At 56.3% G+C, this 24,911-nt stretch carries 22 protein-coding genes and 1 pseudogene; 5 read left to right on the top strand and 18 right to left on the bottom strand.

Annotated features, from left to right (window positions below):
* Position 1: 1 nt before the first annotated feature.
* Positions 2 to 754 (bottom strand): annotated as a pseudogene (locus tag EAV92_RS25185) (RICIN domain-containing protein); the annotation flags it as partial.
* Positions 755 to 1,307: 553 nt separating this feature from the next.
* On the opposite strand from EAV92_RS25185, the gene EAV92_RS06930 reads away from it, so the two are divergent.
* Positions 1,308 to 1,643 carry a rhodanese-like domain-containing protein gene (locus EAV92_RS06930; RefSeq protein ID WP_123040386.1) on the top strand — a complete coding sequence of 112 codons (336 nt, stop codon included), beginning with the start codon at positions 1,308 to 1,310 and terminating at the stop codon, positions 1,641 to 1,643.
* A 71-nt stretch (positions 1,644 to 1,714) separates the two neighbouring features.
* Here the strand turns inward: EAV92_RS06930 and EAV92_RS06925 are convergent, their stop codons facing one another.
* From EAV92_RS06925 to EAV92_RS06905, 5 genes are all read right to left on the bottom strand, one after another.
* The gene (locus EAV92_RS06925) at positions 1,715 to 2,161 is read right to left on the bottom strand and encodes a MarR family winged helix-turn-helix transcriptional regulator (RefSeq protein ID WP_123040385.1); all 447 of its coding nucleotides are present in this window, start codon (positions 2,159 to 2,161) and stop codon (positions 1,715 to 1,717) included.
* Between the two features lie 69 nt (positions 2,162 to 2,230).
* Positions 2,231 to 2,560 (bottom strand): ArsR/SmtB family transcription factor, encoded by a 330-nt coding sequence (locus EAV92_RS06920; protein WP_123040384.1) that lies wholly within the window; start codon positions 2,558 to 2,560, stop codon positions 2,231 to 2,233.
* Between the two features lie 16 nt (positions 2,561 to 2,576).
* Complete coding sequence (locus tag EAV92_RS06915; protein WP_123040383.1) at positions 2,577 to 3,494, bottom strand: DMT family transporter; 918 nt, start codon at positions 3,492 to 3,494, stop codon at positions 2,577 to 2,579.
* Positions 3,495 to 3,536: 42 nt separating this feature from the next.
* A complete protein-coding gene (locus EAV92_RS06910; protein ID WP_123040382.1) occupies positions 3,537 to 5,003 on the bottom strand; it encodes an MFS transporter in 1,467 nt (488 codons plus the stop codon).
* 24 nt (positions 5,004 to 5,027) lie between these two features.
* Positions 5,028 to 5,462, bottom strand: a complete 435-nt coding sequence (locus tag EAV92_RS06905; RefSeq protein ID WP_241158463.1) for a MerR family transcriptional regulator — start codon at positions 5,460 to 5,462, stop codon at positions 5,028 to 5,030.
* Between the two features lie 143 nt (positions 5,463 to 5,605).
* Here EAV92_RS06905 and EAV92_RS06900 point away from each other — a divergent pair, with 143 nt between their 5' ends.
* Positions 5,606 to 6,184, top strand: a complete 579-nt coding sequence (locus tag EAV92_RS06900; protein ID WP_123040381.1) for a GNAT family N-acetyltransferase — start codon at positions 5,606 to 5,608, stop codon at positions 6,182 to 6,184.
* A 37-nt stretch (positions 6,185 to 6,221) separates the two neighbouring features.
* Here EAV92_RS06900 and EAV92_RS06895 read toward each other — a convergent pair whose 3' ends face one another.
* The 3 genes from EAV92_RS06895 to EAV92_RS06885 form a co-directional block, all read right to left on the bottom strand.
* On the bottom strand, positions 6,222 to 9,407 hold the full coding sequence (locus tag EAV92_RS06895; protein ID WP_241158462.1) for a family 10 glycosylhydrolase: 3,186 nt from the start codon (positions 9,405 to 9,407) through the stop codon (positions 6,222 to 6,224).
* 345 nt (positions 9,408 to 9,752) lie between these two features.
* Positions 9,753 to 10,085, bottom strand: a complete 333-nt coding sequence (locus tag EAV92_RS06890) for a hypothetical protein (RefSeq protein ID WP_123040380.1) — start codon at positions 10,083 to 10,085, stop codon at positions 9,753 to 9,755.
* A 77-nt stretch (positions 10,086 to 10,162) separates the two neighbouring features.
* Positions 10,163 to 11,323 (bottom strand): acetate/propionate family kinase, encoded by a 1,161-nt coding sequence (locus EAV92_RS06885; RefSeq protein WP_123040379.1) that lies wholly within the window; start codon positions 11,321 to 11,323, stop codon positions 10,163 to 10,165.
* A 174-nt stretch (positions 11,324 to 11,497) separates the two neighbouring features.
* Between EAV92_RS06885 and EAV92_RS06880 the strand changes: the two genes are divergently transcribed.
* Genes EAV92_RS06880 through EAV92_RS06870 form a run of 3 tightly spaced genes read left to right on the top strand, consistent with a single transcriptional unit; the run spans position 11,498 to position 15,190 of the window.
* Positions 11,498 to 12,604 carry a GerAB/ArcD/ProY family transporter gene (locus EAV92_RS06880; RefSeq protein ID WP_123040378.1) on the top strand — a complete coding sequence of 369 codons (1,107 nt, stop codon included), beginning with the start codon at positions 11,498 to 11,500 and terminating at the stop codon, positions 12,602 to 12,604.
* Positions 12,594 to 14,054 (top strand): spore germination protein, encoded by a 1,461-nt coding sequence (locus tag EAV92_RS06875; RefSeq protein WP_123040377.1) that lies wholly within the window; start codon positions 12,594 to 12,596, stop codon positions 14,052 to 14,054. Before EAV92_RS06880 ends, EAV92_RS06875 begins: the two co-directional genes overlap by 11 nt.
* Complete coding sequence (locus EAV92_RS06870; RefSeq protein WP_123040376.1) at positions 14,051 to 15,190, top strand: Ger(x)C family spore germination protein; 1,140 nt, start codon at positions 14,051 to 14,053, stop codon at positions 15,188 to 15,190. The genes EAV92_RS06875 and EAV92_RS06870 overlap by 4 nt, the downstream gene beginning before the upstream one ends.
* On the opposite strand, the gene pflA is transcribed toward EAV92_RS06870, so the two are convergent.
* From pflA to EAV92_RS06825, 9 genes are all read right to left on the bottom strand, one after another.
* Complete coding sequence (pflA, locus tag EAV92_RS06865) at positions 15,187 to 15,954, bottom strand: pyruvate formate-lyase-activating protein (RefSeq protein WP_123040375.1); 768 nt, start codon at positions 15,952 to 15,954, stop codon at positions 15,187 to 15,189. The genes EAV92_RS06870 and pflA overlap by 4 nt on opposite strands.
* Before the next feature lie 37 nt (positions 15,955 to 15,991).
* Complete coding sequence (gene pflB, locus EAV92_RS06860; RefSeq protein ID WP_123040374.1) at positions 15,992 to 18,268, bottom strand: formate C-acetyltransferase; 2,277 nt, start codon at positions 18,266 to 18,268, stop codon at positions 15,992 to 15,994.
* A 33-nt stretch (positions 18,269 to 18,301) separates the two neighbouring features.
* Positions 18,302 to 20,914, bottom strand: coding sequence for a bifunctional acetaldehyde-CoA/alcohol dehydrogenase (gene adhE / locus EAV92_RS06855; protein ID WP_123040373.1), 2,613 nt, complete (start codon positions 20,912 to 20,914; stop codon positions 18,302 to 18,304).
* Between the two features lie 21 nt (positions 20,915 to 20,935).
* Positions 20,936 to 21,427 (bottom strand): hypothetical protein, encoded by a 492-nt coding sequence (locus EAV92_RS06850; RefSeq protein ID WP_123040372.1) that lies wholly within the window; start codon positions 21,425 to 21,427, stop codon positions 20,936 to 20,938.
* 22 nt (positions 21,428 to 21,449) lie between these two features.
* Entirely contained in the window at positions 21,450 to 21,992 is a 543-nt protein-coding gene (locus tag EAV92_RS06845; RefSeq protein WP_123040371.1) for a DoxX family protein, read from the bottom strand.
* Positions 21,993 to 22,127: 135 nt separating this feature from the next.
* Complete coding sequence (locus tag EAV92_RS06840) at positions 22,128 to 22,646, bottom strand: hemerythrin domain-containing protein (protein WP_164472654.1); 519 nt, start codon at positions 22,644 to 22,646, stop codon at positions 22,128 to 22,130.
* Positions 22,647 to 22,735: 89 nt separating this feature from the next.
* Positions 22,736 to 23,398: a Crp/Fnr family transcriptional regulator gene (locus EAV92_RS06835; RefSeq protein ID WP_123040369.1), complete on the bottom strand. Its 663-nt coding sequence runs from the start codon at positions 23,396 to 23,398 to the stop codon at positions 22,736 to 22,738.
* A 27-nt stretch (positions 23,399 to 23,425) separates the two neighbouring features.
* Positions 23,426 to 24,145: a YwiC-like family protein gene (locus tag EAV92_RS06830; protein ID WP_241158461.1), complete on the bottom strand. Its 720-nt coding sequence runs from the start codon at positions 24,143 to 24,145 to the stop codon at positions 23,426 to 23,428.
* A 231-nt stretch (positions 24,146 to 24,376) separates the two neighbouring features.
* A complete protein-coding gene (locus tag EAV92_RS06825; RefSeq protein WP_123040367.1) occupies positions 24,377 to 24,910 on the bottom strand; it encodes a hypothetical protein in 534 nt (177 codons plus the stop codon).
* Between the last annotated feature and the right edge of the window lies 1 nt (position 24,911).

Below are 24,911 nucleotides of genomic sequence, written 5' to 3'. Positions count from 1 at the left end.
CCTGAACGAACTGCCATTTTTGCGCGCCAGATCCGTTATCCGTCCAAATTTGCACGTTCGTGCCGTCCGCCGTACCGGATCCGCTTACATCCAAGGCTTTGCCGCTGTTCGTGTTGATCAATTTGTAACTGCCGTCCGCATTTTTGGTGATTTGCCACTTCTGCGCACCGGAGCCGTTCGGCGTCCAGATCTGTACGTTGGTCCCGTCCGCAGTGCCCGAGGAGCTGACATCGAGCGCTTTGCCGCTGTTCGGATTCGTGAGCGTGTAACTGCCGTCCGCATTCGCGGTGACTTTCCATTGCTGGGCGACGGTTCCGTTATCCGTCCAGATCTGCACGTTCGTTCCGTCCGCCGTGCCCGCGGCGTTAACGTCCAGCGCTTTTCCGCTGTTCGTATTGATCAGTTTGTAGGTAGCGCCGGACGTGATGCCGGTTGCGCCCCCTCCCGTACTGCTTCCGACCGTGTAGTTGAAAGACGGCGTATCATAGGCCGGAGTCCCGTTATTGTAAGTGAAAGAATACGTGATCACTTGGCCGTTGGAAACCGGAGTGACTTTCTGCTCGTAACGCGCCAAGCTTGCGTTATAGGTCATTCTGATGTTTTGCTGCGCGCCCGAGTTCACCTGATAATGGACGTCTACCCAAGACGTGTTGACGTTCGACTTGAACCAGATCGTCGCGGTCGTCCCGGAAGTTTCCGCACCGTTCGTATAATCGGTCGCCGCGCTTACTTTCAAGGTAAACAACGACGCCATGAACAAGCTGACGATGAGGCACATCAGAGCCGCTTTTTTCGACATTAACGAATAACCTCCTCATTTTTGTACTGCCGCCACGCTTTAACTGCGAGTTTACCGGCGTTTTTCGTCGTTGGAACTGTACCACCTCCCTTGCTGTTCAATTGTCCTTAAAACCTAAAGTCCCACGTGAGACATTTTACGATGAAGTAAGACATTGCGAGCAATACAATATATTAACCCAGCCGGCTTCTCATAACGCAGCAGCGCGCCTCACGTAAGAAAAAAACCGCGACATTCGCGAATTCTGTGTGACGATATTCGGATAGTCCGATCATCTAGGGTAGTTGAATGTACTTCATGGAGCAGGTAGCCGGAAATTCCGCATAACTCCTCCAATTAAGCTAACTTTTTCACACAGTTTCAGACGGTGTCTCCTGGGCAGTTAATCGGTTTTTCCGGTCATCACAGAAATTTACGAAAAAGTAGTTGCGCAATCAACAATAAAGTGTTACTCTTTGATCAAGTTAATTGCGCAGTCAACTACAATTCAAACAAGGAGGTAACAACGATGGTTGTTACAAGCATCAGCCGGAAGGAAATCCAAACGAAACTCGAGCAAGGCGAACGGGTCATACTCGTAGAGGCGCTGCCGAAGAACTACTTCGAAGATGCGCACCTTCCCGGAGCGATCAATCTTCCTCACGACGAGGTGGACCGGTTGGCCCCCGTCCTTCTGCCCGACAAAACGGCCGAAATCATCACCTATTGCGCCAGCCTTCCGTGTCCGAATTCCGAAATTGCCGCTAAACGATTGATGGAGCTTGGATATTCCAACGTCAAGGAATACCGGGAAGGCAAACAGGATTGGTTCGAAGCCGGGTTGCCCCTGGAAAACGGGAATTAAGCACAATGAAAAAGTCCTCCCAAGCCAAGGCTTGAGAGGACTTTTGTGTGATGTCCACATGCTTCCTGTTTTTAATCTTCGACGGTTTGGCGAAGGACTTCCAACGCTTTGTTCAGAGCTTGAAGGTCCGCTTCTTCGAGCGGTTTCGCGAAGTAGGTTTTGATCCCTTTCGCGTAAACCGGCCATGCCCTGCGGAGTTCCGTTTCGCCGGCTTCGGTCAATACCGCGTAAGCGCCGCGTTTGTCTTCCTCGCTCTTCTCCCTCTTGAGCAGCCCTTCCTTTTCCATGCGGTCGACCAGCCGGGTTAAGCCGCTTTTCGTCAGCACGACCTTCTTGGTCAGATCCCCCAAGCGGAGCTTGCGGCCGGGCGCTTCGAACAGCTCGATCAGAACGTCATAGGTCGACAGCGGCACTCTTTTCTCCTCCGCCAAATCGCCCTCGATCTTCTCGATGATTTTCGAATGCGTCTGAATGAACAGCCTCCAAACCGAAAGCTCTTGCTCCGTTACCCTATCCATAGGCCGCGTCCCTTCCGGTATTTTGAACCTAATATAACCCATTTTAGTTGATCGATCAACTAATTCCACTTATAACTCGTCATCCTCCAACAGCTTGCCCAGCAGCAACAAGCGTTCCTTCCAGAACTTCTCGTAGAAGGCGACCCAATCCTGGACCTCTTTCAGAGGCGCGGGGTTCAGGCGGTATTTCGTTTCCCTGCCGAGCTTGCGATCCGTGACGAGCCCGGCTTCCTTCAAGATCACCAAATGCTTGGACACCGCCGTCCGGCCCATGGTGAACTGGGCCGTCAGCTCATGCAGGGGCGCTTCGTCCTTGTCCGCCAACAGACGGATCAGCTTCCGGCGGTTCGGATCCGCGATCGCGTCGAACACGTCGCGCCTTTCGAGAACCTGCTGCATACCCACCCCCCTTTCCTTATCCGTTCAATTCGCGTGCCGGCGCTCTTGGTCCGGATAGACCACGGCCCTTGGCGTTCGAGATCGCGACTCCGGCCAGAATGAGCAGTCCTCCGCCGATTTGCGCCGCCCGGATCGGGTCTCCGAGGACGAAGAAGCTGACGACGATCGCGACGAAAGGCGGAATATTCATGAACATGGCGCTGGTAGACGGCCCGGCAACCGCGATGCCCTGGTTCCACCAAAATCCGGCCAACCCTTGGCCGATGACGGCCACGCAAACGAGCAGCACCCATGTCGCGGCATGGTGACTCCAATGGAAATTCCCGCTTACCGCCTCTAACGAGACGGCCGGCGACATCATCAGCGTTCCGATGACCGTCGAATAGATCGTGACTTCATAAGAGCTCATGGCTCCCGTCAGCTTCCGGATGAACAGCAGGCTGACCGACATGCCCAGCATCGCCAAAAGCAAATAAACGTCGCCGGCGGAAACGCCAAGCGAATTGCCTCCTCCGTACAGCACGATGCTGACCACCCCGAGGAGCGCCACCACCGTACCGACCAATTTCATAGGCGTGATCGTTTCTTTCAGAAACGCGCGCGAAAGCAGCGCCGTAGCGATAGGCGCCAGCGCGTTAATCAAAGCGGCGTTGCCGGCCGTCGAATGCTGCAGTCCCGTGAAGTAGAACAGCTGATTGCACAGCGTGCCGAAAATTCCGGCGAACAGCAGCAATCCCCACTCCCGACGGGTTGGCCGCCTCATCGATCCGTTGATCGCCGCCACCGAGATCAAGAACAGCGACATGACCACCAACCGGGTGAAGGACAGCAATATCGGAGAAAAATCGCGAAGCATATAGGCGCTCGCGACGTAATTGCATCCCCACAGCAAGGATACTCCCCATAGTTTCAAAAGTACATTCCGATCCGCCATTTTCTTTGAAGTCTCCCTTGCTTTTCCCGTTGTGCGACGGCTTTATGATCGATGTTGGAATGAAGAGCCTGCCGATTGCCGGCTGCGGCTGCCCCGCAAATACGACATGACGGTCGCGAGCGCCATCAGCGCGGCCATGAACCAGAAGACGGCGTGCAAACCGGAGATGAATCCGCCCAGCGAGGAGGTGTCCCCGTTCATGCCCACCTGCGTGCCCGAGAAAATGGCGAGCATCGCCTCATGCGGAATGCTGTGCGTGACGATCGGCATCGAGAAGGCGATGCTCAGCATCATCCCCATGTTGGTCGTCAGGGATCGGATGCCGGAAGCCTCCCCGCGGTATTTCGCGCCGGCGGCGTTCATGATGCTGCTCGAGTTCGGCGAGTTGAACAGGCCGGAGCCGATGCTGATGATCGTCATGTAGAGCGCCAAATGCCAGAATGGCGTCGATATCGCCGTATCCAGCGCGAGGCCGATCAGGCCGAGGATGTTCAGGAATAAGCCGACGGTTGCCGGCGCCGTCTCTCCGTATTTGTCCCCCAGGCTGCCGGCCAGCGGAGACACGACCAGCATACCCGCGGCGAGCGGAATCGTCATGATGCCGGCGACGAGAGCGTCTTTCTCGAGCGCCCCCTGGAAATAGAAAATGAGCATGAACATGACCGACATCCGGGCAATGGCGTTTAACGTCGCCGAAACGATGCCGAACGTAAAGGTACGGTTTTTGAATAAAGGCAGATGAAGGATCGCGTTCGGATGGCGGTTCTCAAAACGCAGGAAAAGCGGGAAAGTCGCGATAAACAAGAGACCGGAAATCCAGACCACGGGCGATGTCCAGCTTTGGACGGGTCCCCAGGTCAAGGCGAGCAGCAGACCGGTAACCGACACCACGTAAGCGATAATGCCACCGCGGTCCAGCCCGCCGGATTTCGGAGCTGCCGCCTTCGCTTCCTTCATGCCCATCGCTTTGAGGCTCCAAAACACGCCGATGACGCCGAAGGGAACGTTAAACCAGAACGTCCACTCCCACCCGTAAGCCGTCGTCAGCCATCCGCCAAGAACAGGCCCGATGATCTGGCCGACGGCCACGACCATGATGTTGACGCCCAGCGCGCGACCGAGCTCTTCCTTGGGAAAAGCGTCGGCGACGATCGCCGTACTGTTCGCCATGATCATGGCTCCCCCGATCCCCTGCAGGATTCGGAAAATGATCAAGAGCGGCGCGTTGTCCGCGAACCCGGCAATGAACGAAACGACCGTAAACGACAGCATCCCGGCGATATAGAGGCGTTTGCGGCCGAACCGGTCCGCCAACGAACCGGCCATCAGGACCATGACGGTCTGCGCGACCATGTAGGACAACATGACCCACATCGCCTGCAGCAGCGAAGCATGCAGGCCTTTAAGCAAATCCGGCAGCGCGATGATCAGCGTGCTGAAATTCAGCGCCGACAATAGCGAGCCCAGGCTCGTCACGGATAATATCCACCATTTTCTCGATTGGTCCATGTGTTGCCGTTCACTCCGTCCTTTTCACTTTGAGCGTTTCTTTAACCGGTTTGCCCGGTCCAATCTTTCGACGATGCGCTGGCGCATCGATTGCAACTTCTCCATTTTCTCGTCGATGTGGGCCAGAATCGTATGAAGCCGGTCCGTCGCCTCGTCCAGCAGCCGGTCGCGTTCTTCCTCCGTTCGGGTGTCTCCGTAATAGGAGGCTTTGATCGACTCCAGCTCCTCCTCGGCTTGCAGAATGGCCCGAATCTCTTGCAAGGACGCGCCGAGAACCTGTTTCAGCTTCAAAATATGCTCGATTCGAACGAGCATTTCTTCGTCGTAAACCCGGTGGCCGCCTTCCGTTCGCGTCACGCCGGGCAGCAGGCCGATTTCCTCATAATAATGGAGCGTCCTCGCCGTGATGCCGAGCCGCTCCGTGATCTCTTCCATGGCATATTGGGGCGTTTCCGACAAAACGTCAACCTCCTCTCCGGTCCCTTGGATGCCGCTGAATCTTATCCTACCACAAGATCCCATCTTACGTTAACGTAAGATTTATCGCCTATTGATTTTTATTCGCGTCGTCCGCACAATAGACGGTGAGACGAGGTGCTGGAATGGACAAGAGCGGGATCACGATCGAAATCTTGCAAGACGGAAACATCGAGATCTGCCGGGATTTATGCAATGAACTGATGGCCTTTCAAAAATCGAAAGCGACGATGGCTCCCGAAAAATTCGATGCGATGAATTTCGATACCCGGATGAAGCGCAGTTACGAGTTGGCCAAGGAGAAACAGGTGATCGTCGCCAAAGCGGATGGGGTCCCGATCGGGTACGCGTTTTCGACGATCGACGTCATCGAACGCGGCAAGCTCACCATTCCGGAATGGGCTCCGAACCGGGACCAGCCGGGCGTTCTCGGCTTTTATCCGGATTGGGAACACCTCCCCGAACGGGTCGGATGCCTAAGCAACTTGTATATCCGCGACGGTTACCGTCACCTGGGACTCGGATCCAAGCTGTTTCGCATGTCTATGGAATGGATGGCAAGCTTCCCTGACGTCGAATGCGTGTTCATCTACGTTTCCAACGGCAACCGCGAGGCACTGGACTTTTACTTGAAACACGGGTTCCTATACAGTCACGATGTTTTCGGCGGCTTTATCCAGGCGGTCTGCAAATTCATCAAATAAGAAAGAAGAAGCCGCAGCTTTGCGGCTTCTTCTTCGTTTATGCCTCCGTATGCGAAATTAAATATTCGGCGAACCGAATGAGCGCATCCGCTTGCTCATCAGAGAGCTTCTTCCCTTTCAGTGCCTCAACTTCATGGATATAAGCTTCATAATTCCCTTTATCCAATTTCGCCAGCAGCGAATTCGCCGTTCCCGGATTGCCCGAGGCTTCTATATACCGCTTCGTCAAAACCGACAAGCTTTCCGTTGTCACGACGACGGTGTATACCGCCTTGGCCGTCGTCACGTTGCCGGTTTCGTCGACCTCGGTGACGCTAACCTCATGGTCGCCCAACGGCAACTGAGAGGCCGGTTCGTTCACCAGCGGTTCTCGGCAAGGATCCGAAGCAAGCCCGGAACCTTCATCGGTTGCCGTGCAGGTAACGTACACCGTCTCGGCGACCGTGTACTCCCGCGCACCGATGAACGTAATTACCGGCGGCGATACGTCAAGCGTGTTGACGACTTCGACGCCATTGCTGGGCTGGCTTTCGTTATGAAGCCGATCGAGCGCGGTGACGACATAGGTGTACCTTTTACCTTCTTCGGCTGTCCGGTCCGTGTACGATTGCTCGGCATCCGCGGATTTGCGAACCGTACCGAGCAGCTTCGTCGCGTCTCCGATGTTCGTTTGTTCGCCTTCGCCGAACCGGTACACCGCGTAATAGGCCGTGTCGCGGGATGCTCCATCCTGCCATTTCAGTTCGACTCCCGCTGCTTTCCTCAGTCCTTTGGTCAAAACGGGAGCCGCCGGCGCTTCGGAATCCAAGTTAGGCGAAGCCGGCACCAGGGCGGGATAGCGGTAGATCTGGGCGCGCAGACGATCCGTGAATCCGAGCAGGTTCGCTTCCAGCGAGTTCGCGCTGAAGAAAATGCTTCCCTTCACCGCGTCGAAATTCCGGTCGTACGCCAATTGGTTCGGCATTTCGTCCGGGTTCAGCCACGACTCGGCGGAGCCGATCCGGTAAGCCGCTTTGCCGCTGTACAGTTGAACGTTCGTGTTCTTGACGACGCCGCTCCACCATTCCACCAATTTGTCGTACGCCGCCGGCGAGTAACCCATGTACCAATAAATCTGCGGAGCGATGTAGTCGAGCCAGCCTTCCTCCACCCATTTCTTCGTATCGGCATAGATGGCGTCGTAGCTGCTGAGACCGTTGGTATCCGAGCCGGCGGGGTCTTGGGATTTGTTTTTCCAAATGCCGAACGGGCTGATTCCGAATTTGACGTAGGGCTTCAATTGCTTAATCTCTTCGCTGACCGTACGGACGAACGTATTCACGTTGTTGCGGCGCCAATCCGCCTTGTTCGCGAATCCCGCCCCATACAATCGGTAAGCGTCATCGTCCGGGAAATCGACGCCGGATACCGGGTACGGATAGAAATAGTCGTCAAAATGGACCGCGTCGATGTCGTAGTTCCGGACGACTTCCAGAATCCCGTCGGCGATGAACCGTTGGGCTTCGGGGATGCCGGGGTTGAAGTAAAGCTTGCCTCCGTAACTGACGACCCAATCCGGATGTTGACGCGCCGGGTGATCCGGCACGAGCTTGTTCATATCGTCCTGAAGACTGATCCGGTACGGATTGAACCAGGCGTGGAACTCCAGGTTCCGCTTGTGCGCTTCTTCAAGCATGAACGCCAAAGGATCATAACCGGGGTCTTTACCTTGCACGCCTGTCAGCCATTCGGACCACGGTCCATACTGCGAGGGATAAAACGCGTCGGCCGTCGGCTTGATCTGGACGATGACGGCGTTCATCCCGGCCTGCTGCAGGGTGTCGAGCAGCGCGACGAAATCGCGTTTCTGCTGTTCCGCGTCGACCACGCCTTTGCGCGGCCAGTCGACGTTGTCCACGCTCGCGATCCAGGCGGCGCGGAGCTCGCGTTTCGGAACGGCCGCCGCTTGGTTGACCGCGAGGTAGTAGTCGGCGGTTTTTCCTTGATAGACGGCGGTGATGCGCGTCGTCCCGACCTTGAGCGCCGTGATCGTTCCATCCGCGCCGACGGAGGCGACCGACGGCACGCTGCTGGTGAACGAGACTCCCGAGGTAATCGCAAACGGTTCCGGGAGCCATGTATAGGTACCGAGCACCCGCACTTGCTGTACGTCCCCGATGGTCATCGATTTCAAGCCCGGCAACTCGATCTTCTGCAGCACCGGTACCGGCTTCGTTACCTCGAGCGTGTAGGAAGCCGTGACACCGCGGAAGGCGGCCGATATCGTCGTCACGCCAACCTGGCCGGTCACGATCGTTCCTGCCGCGTCGACGGTCGCGACGCCCGGGTTGCTGCTCTGATAAACAACCCCATCGAACAACGCCACCGGATCCGCAAAGCCCGTGAAGGCCGCAAACGCTTTAACGCGGTCCGTCGAGCCTTGCTCAAGCTTGCTCTTGACCTGCAACTCCAGCCGGTCCGGTACGGAAACCGCTTCGGTCACGACAAGCGGATATGAGGCGGTCGGCGCGTTGCCGAAAGTTGCCGTAATCACGGCTGTTCCCGGCGCGATGGCCTGCACCGTTCCGGCGGCATCCACCTTCGCGACTTGTTCGTCGCTGCTGCGGAAGACGACGCCGGATGCCGCCGTCACGGCAACGGGTTCCGCGCTTCCCTGATACGTCGCGAACACCTGCGCTTGCGCGGACATGCCGGCTTGAATCGGCGGAAGTCCGGCAATATCCAGCGCATAAACGTCCGTGTCGCCATAGAACGCGCTGACTTGGTCGATATAGAGGGCGCCTTTGTTTTTGTTATTGTCCTTCGTTTCCGTCACGTAGATCTGGTTCAGCTTCACCGGCCCGGCGATATTGGCCGGAAGGGCAGCCGTCACGTATTTCCAACCCGACCAGTTCAGCCCGGTGGAGGAAGTGAAGTCGATTGCCGTTTTCGTACCCGCGGCATCCTCCACCTGACCGCGGAGCCAGTGGTTGCCCGCATCGCCGTACACCCAGACGCCCAATCGTTTGGGGGTACCTTGAAGCTTATGGCCTGCCGTACCTGACGGATCTTTAAAATTCAGGTAAGCAGCCGAAGTGCCGACGGTGCCCGTGAAATCGTATTTGAGCTTGGCGGCATGATAGCCGTACGGAATGGGTTCCGGCCTGGCGACCTGCTCCAGGGAAACCGAGTTGGCCCTGACCGAGGAAGCGGTTACATTTCCAGGCGTCTCGAAAGTTTCCACGACCTCCGTGCGGACCGGCTCCGCAGAAGCGAAAGGTAAAGCGAAACCGGGAGACAAAAGCGATGAACCTGCAAACAAGGCTATACCCATAAATAAGTGCAGCCATTTGGATGATGCTCTTGAACCTTTCTTCACGAATCGTCACTTCCTTTGTTTGAAATGAGTGCGGCACAGCCGACTTATGTAGAAGCCCTCCCTAACCCTTATTCACCCGGATGCGAAACAATGAAACAAATTTCTAAATTTGTATTTTAGATTGATTTTTTATTTCGTAACAACACAACAAATAGACCGACTGATTTCCAGTCGGTCTTCGTTTTCTCCGTATGCGATTTACGATCCCATTTACGCTTCAGGCTGCCCCATCGTGGCAAAACCGTCCATCATCGTCGAAAGATGCCGTTTCGTCTCTTCGGTACCGGTCTCATAAAGCAGCATGTAGACTTCCTTCAAGTAGTAATCGTAACCGTCATTGGCTTGGTCGTTATGGTAGGGAACGAACGGAACATGGGACCGATACCAACCGTCCTGCTCGAATGCTTCGATTTCATCGAACATCGCTTTCAGCCTGTCGATATCCTCTTCACTCGCATCGATTTCGAACTCGTAAGCGGCATCGCCCTGCCCTTCCAGAATCGAACGGGCCTGGACCGATACGTAAAAGCGCTTCTTCTCCATGGAAAGCCTCCGTGTCGCGGTTTCGGTTATTGTCACCGTCGGCTTCCAGAATTATGCGGCTTACGCATCCGTTTCCTTCAGACCGTGATGGCGATTCGCCCGGTGCCCCAAGCCGGTTGATTCTCGACCAGTTCGACCGCGTCTCTCGCCATGACGATTTCCTCGTTCGTCGGAATGACCATCACCTTGCACGGCGAATACGCGCTGGAAATCATCCGTTCTCCGCTGCCTGCGGCATTCGCCTCCCTGTCGAGATACACGCCGGCGAATTCGAGTCCCTGGCAAATTTTCTCCCGGATTTCCGGACTGTTCTCCCCGACGCCTGCGGTGAAAATGATCCCGTCCGCTCCATTCAGCCTGGCGAAATACAACCCGATATATTGATGCAGCTTGGAGACGAACAGGTCCAAAGCCAGCTGCGAACGCTCATGTCCTTCCTTAGCAATCTTCAGCAAATCCCGGATGTCGTTGCTGATGCCCGATATGCCGAGCAATCCGCTCTGGTGATTCAGTACGCGCAGCACTTCATCGGTTTCGATGCCTTCCAACCTCTCCAAATAGGGGATAACCGCCGGATCGATATTGCCGCTCCGCGTTCCCATCGTCACGCCGGCCAGCGGCGTCAAGCCCATCGAAGTATCGTACGATTCCCCGTTGCGTATGGCGGTCACGCTCACTCCGTTGCCGATGTGGCAGCTGATCAGCCGAAGCTTGTCGGCGGGCATCCCCATAAGCTCGGAAGCCCTGCCCATCACGTAGCGGTGACTCGTGCCATGAAATCCGTATTTCCGGATTTTATGACGCTCGTAATATTCGTAAGGAATCGAGTACAAGTAAGATGTCGGGGGCATCGTCTGATGGAAGCTCGTATCGAACACCGCCGCGTGCGGTATTGACGGATAATGGCGTTGGGCGAGCCGGATGCCTTCCAAATTAATCGGATTGTGCAGCGGAGCGAGATACGAGACGGATTCCATCCGGCGCATGACCTCTTCCGTCACCAATACCGACGCCGGAAACAAGTCCGCTCCGTGCACGACGCGGTGCGCCGTCATGTCCACGTCCGGTCCCGCGATCCGGAAGATCTCTTCGAGCATGTCCTCGAACGACTGCTCCGCACCCCGTTTTAGGTTTCCCTCCGCGAGGATCCGTTCGGAAGGCATTTCGAACACCTTGTATTTCACCGAACTGCTTCCGCAGTTGAGCACGAGCGTTTTTCTGCTTGGGTTCGTTTTCATATACGCGACATCCTTTCATTCTTGGCCGCAATTCTTTGCTTGATGACAGTATGAACGAAACAGCGGATAAAGAATGTGAAGTTCATCACAAACATGCGCATAAGGTATGTTTTCCCAGCCGATAGGACAATCTTTCCACATAAGATTCGTATCGGTTAAGGCTGGAGGTTTCCCATGCAGAGCAAACAGGACGCGATCGGACTCATTCCCGTTTTTTCCGTCATCATTTTGGCCATTGGGCTGATGAACCATGTCATGGTCCTCCCCCCGCTTCTGAAAGAGGCCGGGAGAGACGCATGGATCAGCGTGTTGTCCGTGATCGTTCCTTATCTCGCATGGACTGCCATCCTTTTCGGCATCATGAGAATCACGAACCAACAGCCGATCGTTGCCTGGCTTCGGGCTAGATACGGCCGTGCGGCAGGCTGGACTTTGCGCATCGTCTTCATTCTCTACCTGTTCGTCATGTGCTCTCTAACGCTGAAAGACACCGTCCTATGGACGCAAAGCTCCTACCTTCCGCGAACCCCTCGAATCGCGCTTTCCTTGTCCTTGATGTTCTTATGCGGCATGGCGGTTCATTACGGCCTTCGGGCCATTGCCGTCACCTCAGGCATTCTGCTTCCTTTCGTGATCGTGTTCGGCGATTTCGTCATGAGCGCGAACCTGCCCGTCAAGCAGTATTCCCTCTTAAGCCCCATACTGGTAAGAGGATGGGACCCGGTACTGAGAGGGGGACTCTACATTGGCGGAGGCTTATCCGAGCTCATCGTGCTCCTGCTGATCCAACACCGGTTGAAAAAGAAGGTACGGCTCTGGTCCATATGCGTTCTCGCCTTGTTTCTCATCCTGCTCATCTTCGGCCCCGTCACGGGAGCGATCGCCGAATTCGGTCCTGCCGAAGCCGCCATGCTGCGTTATCCCGCTTATGAAGAGTGGAGGCTCGTCCGGATCGGCAAATACATTCGCCACGTGGATTTCCTCTCGATCTACCAGTGGCTGTCGGGCGCATTCGTCCGCATTTCTTTCACGGTTTATCTGCTCCTCGATTTACTGACTTTCCGCCAAGCGAGCAAAAAGGGGAATCTGCTATGGCTTGCCGCTCTGTGCGCCTTGACCGTCATACTTGTCGAACTGCCCATCAGCGACATGAGATACCTCGCTTTTTTGAAGCATGTCTATTTGCCTTGCTCCCTGTGGGGCGCGACGGCCGTTCTCGCGGTATTGTTCGTGCTCGCATGGATTCGGAAACCTTTGGAGAAAGAGTCTTATGAGAACTGAATCAACTGAAGCCATCGAATGGACGGCCGACTCCATCCGGGATTTGTTCCGCAACAGCGCGGATTTTAAAATGGAAAAATACGCTTTCGGGAACGAAACCGGTGAACAACGCGTGTATTTGATGTACGCGGAAGGTTTGGCGGATACCCGATCGATGAACCAATACGTGCTGCCCCGGCTGGAAAGCATGCTGAGCCTCTCGCCATTCGATTGCGAATTCAATAAAACCTTGGAGCTGGATCGGATCGAACGGCCGCAGGACATCGTGTTGAAAGTGTTCTCGGGCCAGCTTGTCATATACTTCGAAAACGATAATCGCGTGTTCTCGCTGAATATCGCCAATCCGCCGGTTCGGTCACCGGAGGAATCGAATGCCGAAATTTCCATCAAAGGACCCCGCGACGGGTTCGTAGAAGACGTGACGACCAACGTGGCGTTGGTGAGGAGACGTCTGCGCACCGCTTCGCTCTGTCATGAATCTTTCACGCTGGGCAGAAGAAGCCAAAGCCGGGCGGCATTGCTTTATATGGAGGACATCATCGATCCTCGGCTGGTGGACGAAGCCCGAACGAGATTGCGCCACATCGATATGGACGCCGTCTTCGGGACGAGCCAATTGGAGAAGATATTGTCCGATTATTCGCCGTCGTTGTTTCCCCTGCTCGATTACTCGGGCCGTCCCGATTACGTTGCGGACTGCCTTGTCCACGGAAGATTCGCCATTCTCGCGGACGGGGCTCCGACGGCGATCATCGGTCCGGCCAACCTGACGTTGCTGTTGAAGTCGCCCGAGGATCTATACTTCCCTTATTTTTTCGTGGCGCTCGGCATGCTGCTCAGGCTGCTCGGATTGCTGATCGCTTTGCTGCTGCCGGGTTTCTGGATCGCCTTGGGGTCATTCAACATGGAGCAGCTTCCTTTTCCGCTGCTTGCCACCATCGTGTTGTCCAGGATCGGACTGCCCTTGCCGGGACCGTTGGAGTCTTTCCTGATGGTAGGTATGTTCGAGCTTTTCCGGGAAGCGGGCGAACGCTTGCCCAAAGCCGTCGGTCAGACCGTTGCCGTCGTCGGGGGAATCGTCGTGGGCGATGCGGCCATCCGGGCCGGCTTGGCTTCCACGACTTTGATCGTCGTGGCGGCCATCACGGCCGTCGCCAGTTATACGCTGGTCAATCAATCGCTTGTGGGGACGGTGAGCGTAATCCGGCTTTTCACCATGGCTTGCGCATCCGTCCTCGGCATGTATGGGTTCATTTTGGCCGTCATCGCGATCGTCCTGTATTTGTCCAACCTGAAATCGTTCGGGATTCCCTACCTCTCGCCTCTATCTCCGTTAACATGGAAAGACGTCGCCGGCGCGCTGATCCGAAAGCCTTGGTTCAAGTCCGGTGCCCGCCCCGGTTTCCTGCACCCGACCGATAAAACCCGAAACGGAGGAAATGCGCAATGACGAGGCGTTGGAAAACGGCGGCAGCCTGGCTGTTGCTGCCTCTGTTGTTGACAGGCTGTTGGGACCTGAAGGACGTCCAGGATTTCAACTATTTGACCGCGCTCGGCTTCGATTACGTCGGAGGACGTTATCGCATTTACGTACAGATGTTGGACTTTACGACCGTCGCGAAAATGGAGTCGGGAAAATCGTCGCAGCCGGTGCCGGTCTGGGTCGGTATAGGACAAGGGGCAACTCCGATAGAAGCGTTTAACGACTTATACCGGTCTTCGCAAATGCGGATTTTTTACGGTCAGGTGAACGCGATCGTATTGAGCAAGAACGTGATCGAACATGGACTCTTGGACACCATGGACTTATTGCGCCGCTACTACGAATTGCGGTATACGCCATGGCTGTTCGGAACGAAGGAGCCTCTGGATCGGCTCTTTACCGTTACGCCTTTCTTTAATCTCTCGCCGGTCCTTTCCATCCTTCATCAACCGGTCGAATCCTACAAACAGGAATCCCTCGTGGCTCCAATCATGATGCGGGAGTTCGCGATCAGCACGAGTGAGCCGGGTTCGACGACGCTGTTACCGTCTTTGGCCATCACGGACCGGTACTGGAAGCGCGAACATAAGCCGCATCCCGTTCCCATGATCGACGGCGTCTACGTGTTTCAGCAGCACCGATTCCGAGGGTGGTTAAGTGAGGACGAAATTCCGGGGCTTCGATGGATGGAACCCAAAACGAACCGGACTCCGCTGACCGTGGAAGCCGGAGGAAAGTCGCAGGTCTCGATTTCCCTCGGCAAACCGGAAATACGAATCGTTCCGGCTATCGAAAACGGGAATGCCGTTTTTTACGTAAAAGTCACGCTCAAGGGGGATGTCGGAGAAGTTACCCGAAAAATGCCCGAGTCCGAATTGAATCGTGAAGCGGCCGAGAAGATCGAAGTCCAGATCCGGCAAACCTTCGCGGAAGGACTGCGGATCCAATCGGACCTCTTTGGGCTGGAAAATACGTTATATCGAAGTAAAAACCGGGACTGGCAACGAATCCGCCGTCAGGGCGGCTTTCGTCTTCATCCCGGTTCGCTCCGGCAAGTTCAGGTCACGGTTCACGTTTCCCATGCCGGCAAATTGAAGTATTAAGGCGCGGAATGACCCGCGGCCGCCAAGTTAATGCCCGAAGCCAGTCGGCCTTTCTCGATCCATTGCCGCGCGCGTTCCACGTCTTGCTTCGACGGTTCCTGGATGCCTTCCAGCATATAAGGAATGCCAAGCTGCTTCCATTTGTAGACGCCCATCCGGTGATAGGGCAGAATCTCCACTTTCTCGACGCCGTTCAGTTCGCCCAGGAACGTTCCTAACGCCAGCAGTTCCTCCGCTCCGTCCGTCCAGCCGGGTACGAGCACGCGGCGGATCCACATTTTCGTACCTCTCTCCGACAGATAACGCGCAAACTGAAGTATTCTCTCGTTCGGCTGTCCCGTCAGTTCGCGGTGGCCTGCCTCGTTCATCATTTTCAAATCCAGCAACACAAGATCGGTGACGTCCAGAAGCTCCCTCGCATGAGACGTTTCACAAAAGCCGGACGAATCGAGCGCGGTGTGCAGCCCCCATCTTTCCTTGCAGGCTTTGAACAGCTGCGCCACGAAAGGCGCCTGCAGCGTCGGCTCTCCGCCCGTCACCGTGATCCCGCCGCCTGAACTTTTGTAATACTCGACGTAAGGCTCGATTTCCGCCAGCACGTCTTCTACGCTAACCAGCCGTCCCGCGGCGGGATCCCAGGAATCGGGATTGTGGCAATATTGGCATCGCAGTGCGCAGCCCTGCACAAACAACACGAATCGGATTCCGGGACCGTCGACGGTCCCGAACGTTTCGAGAGAGTGGATTCTCCCCGCATGATTCATCGTGTCCTCCTCCTCTCTCTCACTCGTGAACCTAAGATTAAATGGTGCCGTGGAACGTACGGCTGATGACGTCCAGCTGCTGCTCGCGCGTCAGTTTGATGAAGTTGACCGCATAGCCGGAGACGCGGATCGTCAGCTGCGGATATTCCTCGGGGTGCTCCATCGCGTCAAGCAGCTGCTCGCGGTTGAACACGTTGACGTTCAAGTGGTGGCCGCCCTTGACAGCGTAACCGTCCAGCAGCGAGACCAGATTGCGAACCCGGACGTCGGCTTCCCGGCCCAGCGCCTTCGGGATCAACGAGAACGTGTTCGAGATGCCGTCCAGACTGCTTTGATAAGGCAATTTGGCAACCGAGTTGAGCGAGGCCAAGGCACCTTTGCGGTCCCTGCCGTGCATCGGGTTCGCGCCCGGCGCGAACGGTTCGCCTGCTTTGCGTCCGTCCGGCGTGCTGCCGGTTTTCTTGCCATACACGACGTTGGACGTAATCGTCAGCACCGACTGCGTCGGTACCGCTCCGCGGTAGGTGCGGTGCTTCCGGAGTTTATCCATGAAAGCCTCCGTCAATTTCACCGCGAGCTGGTCGACCCGGTCGTCATTGTTGCCGTATTGCGGGTACTCGCCTTCGATTTCGAAGTCGACGGCAAGCCCTTTATCGTTTCGGATCGGACGGACCGTGGCGTATCGGATCGCGCTGAGCGAGTCGGCGACGACCGAAAGTCCGGCAATGCCGCACGCCATCGTTCTCAGAATTTCGGTATCGTGAAGAGCCATCTCGAGCCGTTCGTAGCTGTACTTGTCATGCATGTAGTGAATGACATTCAAGGTGTTCATGTACAGCTTCGCCAGCCACTCGAGCATGTCGTCGTAACGCTTCATTACTTCGTCATAGTCCAAGACGTCCGATTCGATCGGGGCGCACGCGGGTCCGACCTGGATGCCCAGTTTCTCGTCCACGCCGCCGTTAATGGCATAGAGCAAGGCTTTAGCCAAGTTGGCCCTTGCCCCGAAGAACTGCATCTGCTTGCCGATCCGCATGGCGGATACGCAGCAGGCGATGCCGTAGTCGTCTCCGTAGATCGGGCGCATCAGGTCGTCGTTCTCGTACTGGATCGAGCTGGTGTCGATGGACACCTTCGCGCAATAATCCTTGAAGCCCAGCGGCAGCTGCTTCGACCACAGCACGGTCAGGTTCGGCTCAGGAGCCGGCCCCAGGTTATACAGCGTGTGGAGGAACCGGAAGGAATTCCGCGTCACCCGCGTTTTGCCGTCGTTGCCCATCCCGCCGATCGATTCGGTGACCCACGTCGGGTCGCCGCTGAACAATTCATTGTAATCCGGCGTACGAAGGAACTTCACGAGCCGGAGCTTCATGACCAGGTGGTCGACCAGCTCCTGCGCCTGCGTCTCGTTCAGCTTGCCTTCTTGGATGTCGCGTTCGATGTAAATATCGAGGAAGCTGGAGACGCGTCCGAGGCTCATCGCCGCGCCGTTCTGTTCCTTGATGGCCGCGAGATAGGCGAAGTACAGCCACTGCACCGCTTCTTTGGCCGTGCGTGCCGGCCCGGAGACGTCAAACCCGTAGGATGCCGCCATCTGCTTGAGCTCTCCCAAGCTGCGGATCTGCTCCGACAGTTCCTCGCGACCGCGGATCAGCTCTTCCGTCATGGCGTCCTGTTCCATCTGCTCCAGATCGGCTTTCTTGGCTTCGATCAGCCGGTCGACGCCGTACAGCGCCACCCGGCGATAGTCGCCGATGATGCGGCCTCTGCCGTAGGCGTCCGGCAAGCCGGTCACGATGCCGGCTTTGCGCGCCAGCTTCATTTCCGAAGTGTAGGCGTCGAAAACGCCCTGGTTGTGCGTCTTGCGGATATCCGTGAACGTGCGGACGATTTCCTCCGGCAGCTTGTAGCCGTAAGCTTCGCAGGAGTCGATGACCATCCGGATGCCGCCGAACGGCTGCACGGAACGCTTCAGCGGCGCGTCCGTCTGCAAGCCTACGATTTGCTCCAGCTCAAGCGCGATATACCCTGGTCCATGCGATGTGATCGTGGACACGGTTTCCGTATCCACATCCAGCACCCCGCCGTTTTCCCGTTCCTGTTTCATCAATTCGAGCACGCGGGCCCAAAGCCGTTTCGTCGCTTCCGTCGGCTCGGCCAGGAAACGCTCGTCGCCTTCGTACGGCGTCAGGTTCAGCGCCAGGAAATCGTTCACGTCGATGTGCCGCTGCCAGCGTCCCTGACGGAACCCCCGCCAGCCTTCCATTTCACCGTTCGGGGCGATTTGTTTCAGATCCTTCTCCGTCGCTGCCATGATCGGTTCCTCCTCTATCTATACCGTGAGCGGTTATGCTTGGAAATTGCCGTAAAACGCGTTGCGGTAAACGCCGGCCAGCTCGGTGACGAGCGGCATTCTCGGATTGGCGGTCGTGCATTGGTCCTCGAACGCCCGATCGGCCAGTTCCTCCACCCTCGCTTCGAAATCCTTCTCGTCGAATCCGAGCTCCCGGAACGACTCGGGAATGCCGAGGACGCGGTTGAGCTTGCGAATGGCGTCGATCAGGCTGGCCACGCCTTCTTCCGTCGTCGATGCCGGCAGCCCGAGCAGTCTCGCGATATCGGCGTATCGCTTGTCGGCGACGAAATGGTCGTATTTCGGGAACGACGCGAACTTCGTCGGTTTCTGCGCGTTGTACCGGATGACATGAGGCATCAGAATCGCGTTGGTGCGTCCATGCGCCGTATGGTACTGCCCGCCCCATTTGTGCGCCAAGCTGTGGTTGATTCCGAGGAAGGCGTTCGCGAACGCCATGCCCGCAATCGTCGACGCGTTGTGCATTTTCTCGCGCGCTTTCGGATCGGCCGTCGCGTAGGAAGCTTCCAGGTTCTCGAATACGAGCTGGATGGCCTTAAGCGCCAAGCCGTCGGTGAAATCGTTCGCCATGACCGAGACGTAGGCTTCAATGGCGTGCGTCAAGACGTCCATGCCCGTGTCCGCCACCGCCGTTTTGGGCAGGCTGTACACGTAATCCGGGTCGATGATCGCCACGTCCGGCGTCAGTTCGTAATCCGCGAGCGGATATTTCGTGTTGCCTTTCTCCTTGTCGGTAATGACCGCGAACGAGGTCACTTCCGAGCCGGTTCCCGAAGTCGTCGGGATCGCGACGAACTTCGCTTTCTGTCCGAGCCGCGGATACTTGTAGATCCGCTTGCGGATGTCCAGGAACTTCTGTTTGAGCGAGTCGAAGCTCGTGTCCGGGTATTCGTAGAACAGCCACATGGCTTTCGCCGCGTCCATCGGAGAGCCGCCTCCGAGGGCGATGATGCAGTCCGGCTTGAATTGCTCCATCATCCGGGTTCCCCGGCGAACCGTATCCACCGAAGGGTCCGGTTCCACGTCCGAGAAGATTTCGACCGCCACCGCCTGCTTGCGCTTGCGGAGGTAGTACTCCACTTTCTCCGCGTAGCCCAGCTTCACCATCGCGGCGTCGGTGACGATCATGACCCGGCTGATATCCGGCATTTTCTCGAGATATTGCGTCGATCCGCGCTCGAAGTAAATTTTCGGAGGCACCTTGAACCATTGCATGTTCAGCGTGCGGTAGGCGACTCTCTTCACGTTGATCAGATTGACTGCGGTGACGTTGGAGGTCGTCGAGTTGCTGCCGTACGATCCGCAGCCGAGCGTCAGCGACGGCAGGTTGGTGTTGTAAATGTCGCCGATCGCGCCGTGCGTCGAAGGAGCGTTCACGATAATGCGGCCGGTCTGCAGCCTTGCAGAGAATGCGGCGATGACCGCCTGGTCCTTCGAATGGATGACCGAGGAGTGGCCCATGCCTCCGAACGCCACGACCTGCGCGGCTCTTTCGATCCCCTGCTCAGCCGTCTTCGTTCTATAGCACGCGAGAACCGGGCTCAGCTTTTCCGCCGACAGCGGGAATTTAGGGCCTACGCCTTCCAGTTCCGCGACAAGCACTTTCGTTCCGGCCGGCACCGCAATTCCCGCCATTTCGGCGATTTTGACCGCAGGCTGTCCCACGATGACCGCATTGACGGCACATTTGTCGGGATTGATCACGAGCTTGGAGACGGCTTCCGTTTCTTCTTTGGTCAGGAAGTGGCAGCCGAGCTGCGTCATCAGCTTCTTCGCTTCTTTGTAGATCGGCTCGTCGAGAATGACGGCTTGCTCGGAAGCGCAGATCATGCCGTTATCGAACGTCTTGGACAGAATCAGGTCGGTGACCGCTTGTTCCAGGTCGGCTGTCCGTTCGATGAAGCAGGGTACGTTGCCGGGTCCGACGCCGAGCGCCGGTTTGCCGGTGCTGTAAGCGGCTTTGACCATCGCCGATCCGCCTGTCGCCAGCACAAGCGCAACGTCTTTATGGTTCATCAGCAGCTGCGTCGCTTCGACGGAAGGATGCTCGATCCACTGGATGCAATGCTCCGGCGCGCCGGCCGCCACCGCGGCTTCCAGCAGCGTCTTGGCCGCTTCCGCACTGGAGCGCTGGGCGGACGGGTGGAACGCGAAGATAATCGGATTGCGCGTCTTCGCTGCGATCAGCGCCTTGAACATCGTCGTGGAGGTCGGATTGGTCACCGGCGTAATTCCGGCGATGACGCCGACCGGCTCCGCCACTTTGCGATAGTTTTCGTAAGGATTGTCTTCGATGACGCCGACCGTTTTCTCGTTCTTGATGCTGTGGTAGATGTACTCCGTCGCGAACAAGTTTTTGGTGATCTTGTCTTCGTAGACGCCCCGTCCGGTTTCCTCCACCGCCAGCTTCGCCAGCGTCATGTGCCGATCGAGTCCCGCCAGCGCCATTTGGTGGACGATGCGGTCGACCTGCTCCTGATCCAGTGCCATATAAGCGTCCTGCGCCTGTTTCGCACTTGCGGCCAGCCGGCTTACTTCCTCTTGAGCGGATACGAAAGTTTCCTGAACCTTCTCCTTGGTTGCCATCGGGCACCCTCCATTCGGCTGTTAAGAGCCGCTGTATGCGATCTCGTTCATCAACTGCTCGGTTGCGGGCACCACCGTCTCGTCCTCGATCCGGAAATGCTCGGCGACGATCATCAGCACTTGCAGCAGGTGGGGCAGCGCTTCTTCTGCAGGAGCGCCTGCCTCCACTGCCTTTAGGTACGTCTCGTAATATTGGGCGGCGATGGTGCCATCCTGCTCCAGTACGCCCACGGGACCGATGCGGCCGGCGCATGTCGCAGACTTCGCGAAGGGATAGATCGTTCGGACCTCCCGGCTCAAATGCCGCTGCCAATCCAGCATGAACGGGATAAAAGCTTTCCTGACCTCTTGATGGTGGTCTTCCCAATCCTCCATCTCGTCACGGACGGGGTTCCACTTCATGAAGCGGCACAGGTCCAGGAGCCTTCGGTGCAGAGAATCGTGTTCTTCCTTCCATTGATCGTAGGTGAGCACCAAGTCGAGCAGCGGCGGCGATTGCGAGTGCCTCATCATTGTGGCTCGCTCCTTTCGAACGTCAGTGCGGAAGCGCTTTGCCGACGCCGCCGTTACCGGTTTTGTCTTTCCGATGCGTCAGCTTCGCCCAAACTTTGCCGATATGCGGGAACACGTACCCGTCTAGCCCGAAGCGTCCGGCGTTGGCGCCTGCGGTGAAGATGATCACGCCCAGCACCAGCAGCCAAGGGTTCGTGCTGACCGTGCCGGCGAAGAGGAACAGGAAGTTCAGCATCATGCCGAAGAATGCGGCCGTCAGCGTCAGTCCGCCGAGGATGAGCCCGACCCCGATCAGGAATTCGCCCAGCGGGATCAAGACGTTAATCAGTTTGACGTTCGGCAAGGCGAAGTGCTGGATGAAGTAGGTGTAGTTCGGGAACAGTACCGCATTCGTCGCGTGGTCGGCGACCGGCTTGGCGACTGCTCCTTTCAGGAAGCCCGCGGCGTCGAAGCCGCCCGTCAATTTCTCCCAGCCGTGATGCATCCATTCCCAACCGACATACAATCTCAGCAGCGTAATCGCAACGGCAGCCCACACGTTTTCTTTGAAAAATCTCATGACCATGACGGTCATCTCCCCTCGGGGTATTGGATTGGTTTTCCGTACAGCCTCATTATGAAGGAGTTTCTGGAATCGGAATGTGAAGTCCATCACACTTCTGAAGATTAGTTTGTGAAAATGGTCACATGACTCGGCAGCTTAAAAATCGAACCGATTGGATCGATCCGTCAGCGCCGACATGATCTCCTCTTCCTCTACGAAACGGTTTTTGAGAACCGCGTACGCTTGGAGCAAATAAGAAGCCATCCGGTATGCCTCGTCATGCGGTACGGGAATAACGGCGCGGTCCAGCGTATGCAGAAACGCGCGGATGAATTGTTCGGCGAGTTCGTATTCCTGTTCCATCAAGGCGAACAGATCGGGCTCGCCGCCGAGATACCAGGAAGCGTACGGGAACAGCTCGTTTTCCTCCCATTGCACGTGGATATTCCATTCCGCCATGAACCGTTTGACGTTCTCGTTCAGCTCACGGATTTCGCGGTTGAGCCGGGGAACGTTCATGTCGCTTCGGACCGTGCAGGCCAAATCGTAAATGTCCTGAAGCTCCCTTTTCAGCAGGTCGTGTTCTTGTTTGGCCCGAACGACCGCCGTATCCAAAACCAACTGGCGCATATCGGCGGGCGGCAGCGCGTTGTCCAGCAGAGCGTGCGATTTCATGTTCATTTTCCTCCTTGGTTTTCATGAACCCAGCATAACCGGAAAATCGATCAGATAATGTGAAATAAATCACATATGTATCGATGTCATCATTTCGTCATTTTCAGCGCCTCAACGTCGTGAATCACGAAACCGGAACGGCCCATGTCCGCGATTCCCCGTTCGTGCCATTCGCGAAGAAGCAGCTCTCCGTTCTCTTTGGTCGTGCCGATCGTAAGGGCGAACGATTGGTTCGTCATCGGAATGCCGACCCGGACTTTGCCTCCCGTCACCCTTCCGCAATGGTCCGCCAGCTGAAGCAGAAAGGCCCGTCCCCGACTTTCGGCGTCCGCCGTCTCCTGGGTTCCCATTATGGCACGTTCGTAAGCTCGGCTGATTTTCGCAGCCGCTGCGGGGTTTCTCTCCAACCAAGCAGCGAATTCGGCAATCGGAATTTTCACGAGTGCCGTTTGCGAAATCGTTTCGGCGGTCTCCTCATAGCGAGCCCCCCTCTGCGGCCAAACGCCAGGCAAAAAGTCTCCGGTCGCAAAGAAGCCGATCCGGTCCGGCGAGTCCTTGCGCAAGGTCTTGACCAAACCGGAAACGATGCCGTACACGGCTTCCGCAGACTCGTTCTCTTCATAGACGGTTGTATGCTTCCTTTTTTTTCGCTGTACGGTGATTCGGCTTAAGCTGAGGCGCTCCTGCAAGGTAAGGACGCCGAACAAACGAATCTGACGAAGCAGGTCGACGGTTTTGGATCGTTCCGACATGTGAATGAACTCCTTTCAATCGGACGGTCAGGTGTATGCCATCCAAGCGGAAATGACGATCAGGACGGAATAGGCCACTTCGAGCATGCCGCTTTGCTTGATCGTAAGCGTCGTTCGCGGGGACCAGAGTGCCCGGATGAACAACACGGTGATCGGGATCAGGAACAGCGGCGAATAACGCGAGGAGGCAACGGCCAGGAACACCAAGTGATAAACGGCGGATATCCGGTAATAAGCCGGGTTTTTCCGTTCGCGGATCATCGTTTTGACGTACAAGGCCGTACCCGCGAAATAAAGCACGCAAAAGACGAACAGCTCCAACGCTTGGCTCCAGTCGCGTACCCCACCTAATTCGTAAGAAACGAACGCGATCAAGCAGAATTGCACGATTGCGGCGATATCGTTGACGAGAGCCCGCTCGCGGTTCCGTTTTGCGTAATACGCGTTGACCAGGAGTAACGGCAGGAAGAGCGGCGCCATCCGGGCGGAAGCCGAATGCAGAACGAGCAGCGCCGTTCCGCTGAGCAGCAAGGAAGCGCCGTAGACGATCGCCGGATTGCGGTATCGTTTCCCTTTGCCGGTTCGAATCCATTGAAGCAAGACGTAGACGAACAAGTAAGCCAAGAGCCAGACGATGAACAACAAAGCGTGCAAGGGCACGAAACGGGCCGCGAAACCGCCCATCAGAAACGGGACGGCCAACATGGCCCACGCGCCGTGCTGGTTCGGGATATACGTTCGGTACACGACATCACCCCTATTCGATCGCGTTGCCCCCATTGTAACGGTCAGGCCTTCTCCCCCCTGTGACGGATATCACAGCCGCGAACGGTTTCACGTTTTGGACAAAACAGCACCCCGCCCGCGATCATCGGATCCGCACGGCAGGCGGTCGACACGGACAAGGGTACTTCGGAAAATTCAAAGCGACTCCTGATAACAAGGAGTCGCCGTGCAAAATCTTTTCAATTTATCAAGCTACTCAGCATCTACAGGTTTTTTTCCAGCAAATTTAGCTGGTCCGCCAACGAAGGTGTCTTGTTCGCCGTGAACATCCTTGGCCAGAACATGCTGCGTTTCTGGATCAATAACATAAGTAACGGAAGCACTCTTAAAATGGCCCACCCGCGTATCATATCCATCTGCATAATCGACTACAGCTACCCAGACAAGTCTGTTCTCATCAATTGAAGTATTGAGCTCCTCAACACCGTCCTTTGAATTGACGGAATTGTATTCACTCCATGGCTTTAATTCAAAGGAGACAATTTTGTTGTTCCCTTTTAATTTAAACTTGCTTGCGATTACGTCCTTCTTAGCCAAAATGCTCTGCTTCTGATCTTGATTCGATTTTAATTTAGGCTCAGGATTTAGATTGTAGGTTTGAGCTTCAGCTCCAAACGGCTTCAACTGTGGAGCATTCGCGGCATTAGCGTTCGTTGTGTACCAGATGCCCCCTGCAAGAACAGCTGTTGCAGCTAATATAGTCGTCCATTTAGCAACGGATTTCATT

It is taken from the genome of Cohnella candidum, assembly GCF_003713065.1.
GTDB lineage: Bacteria > Bacillota > Bacilli > Paenibacillales > Paenibacillaceae > Cohnella > Cohnella candidum.
This window is presented reverse-complemented; position numbering and strand designations above follow the sequence as displayed.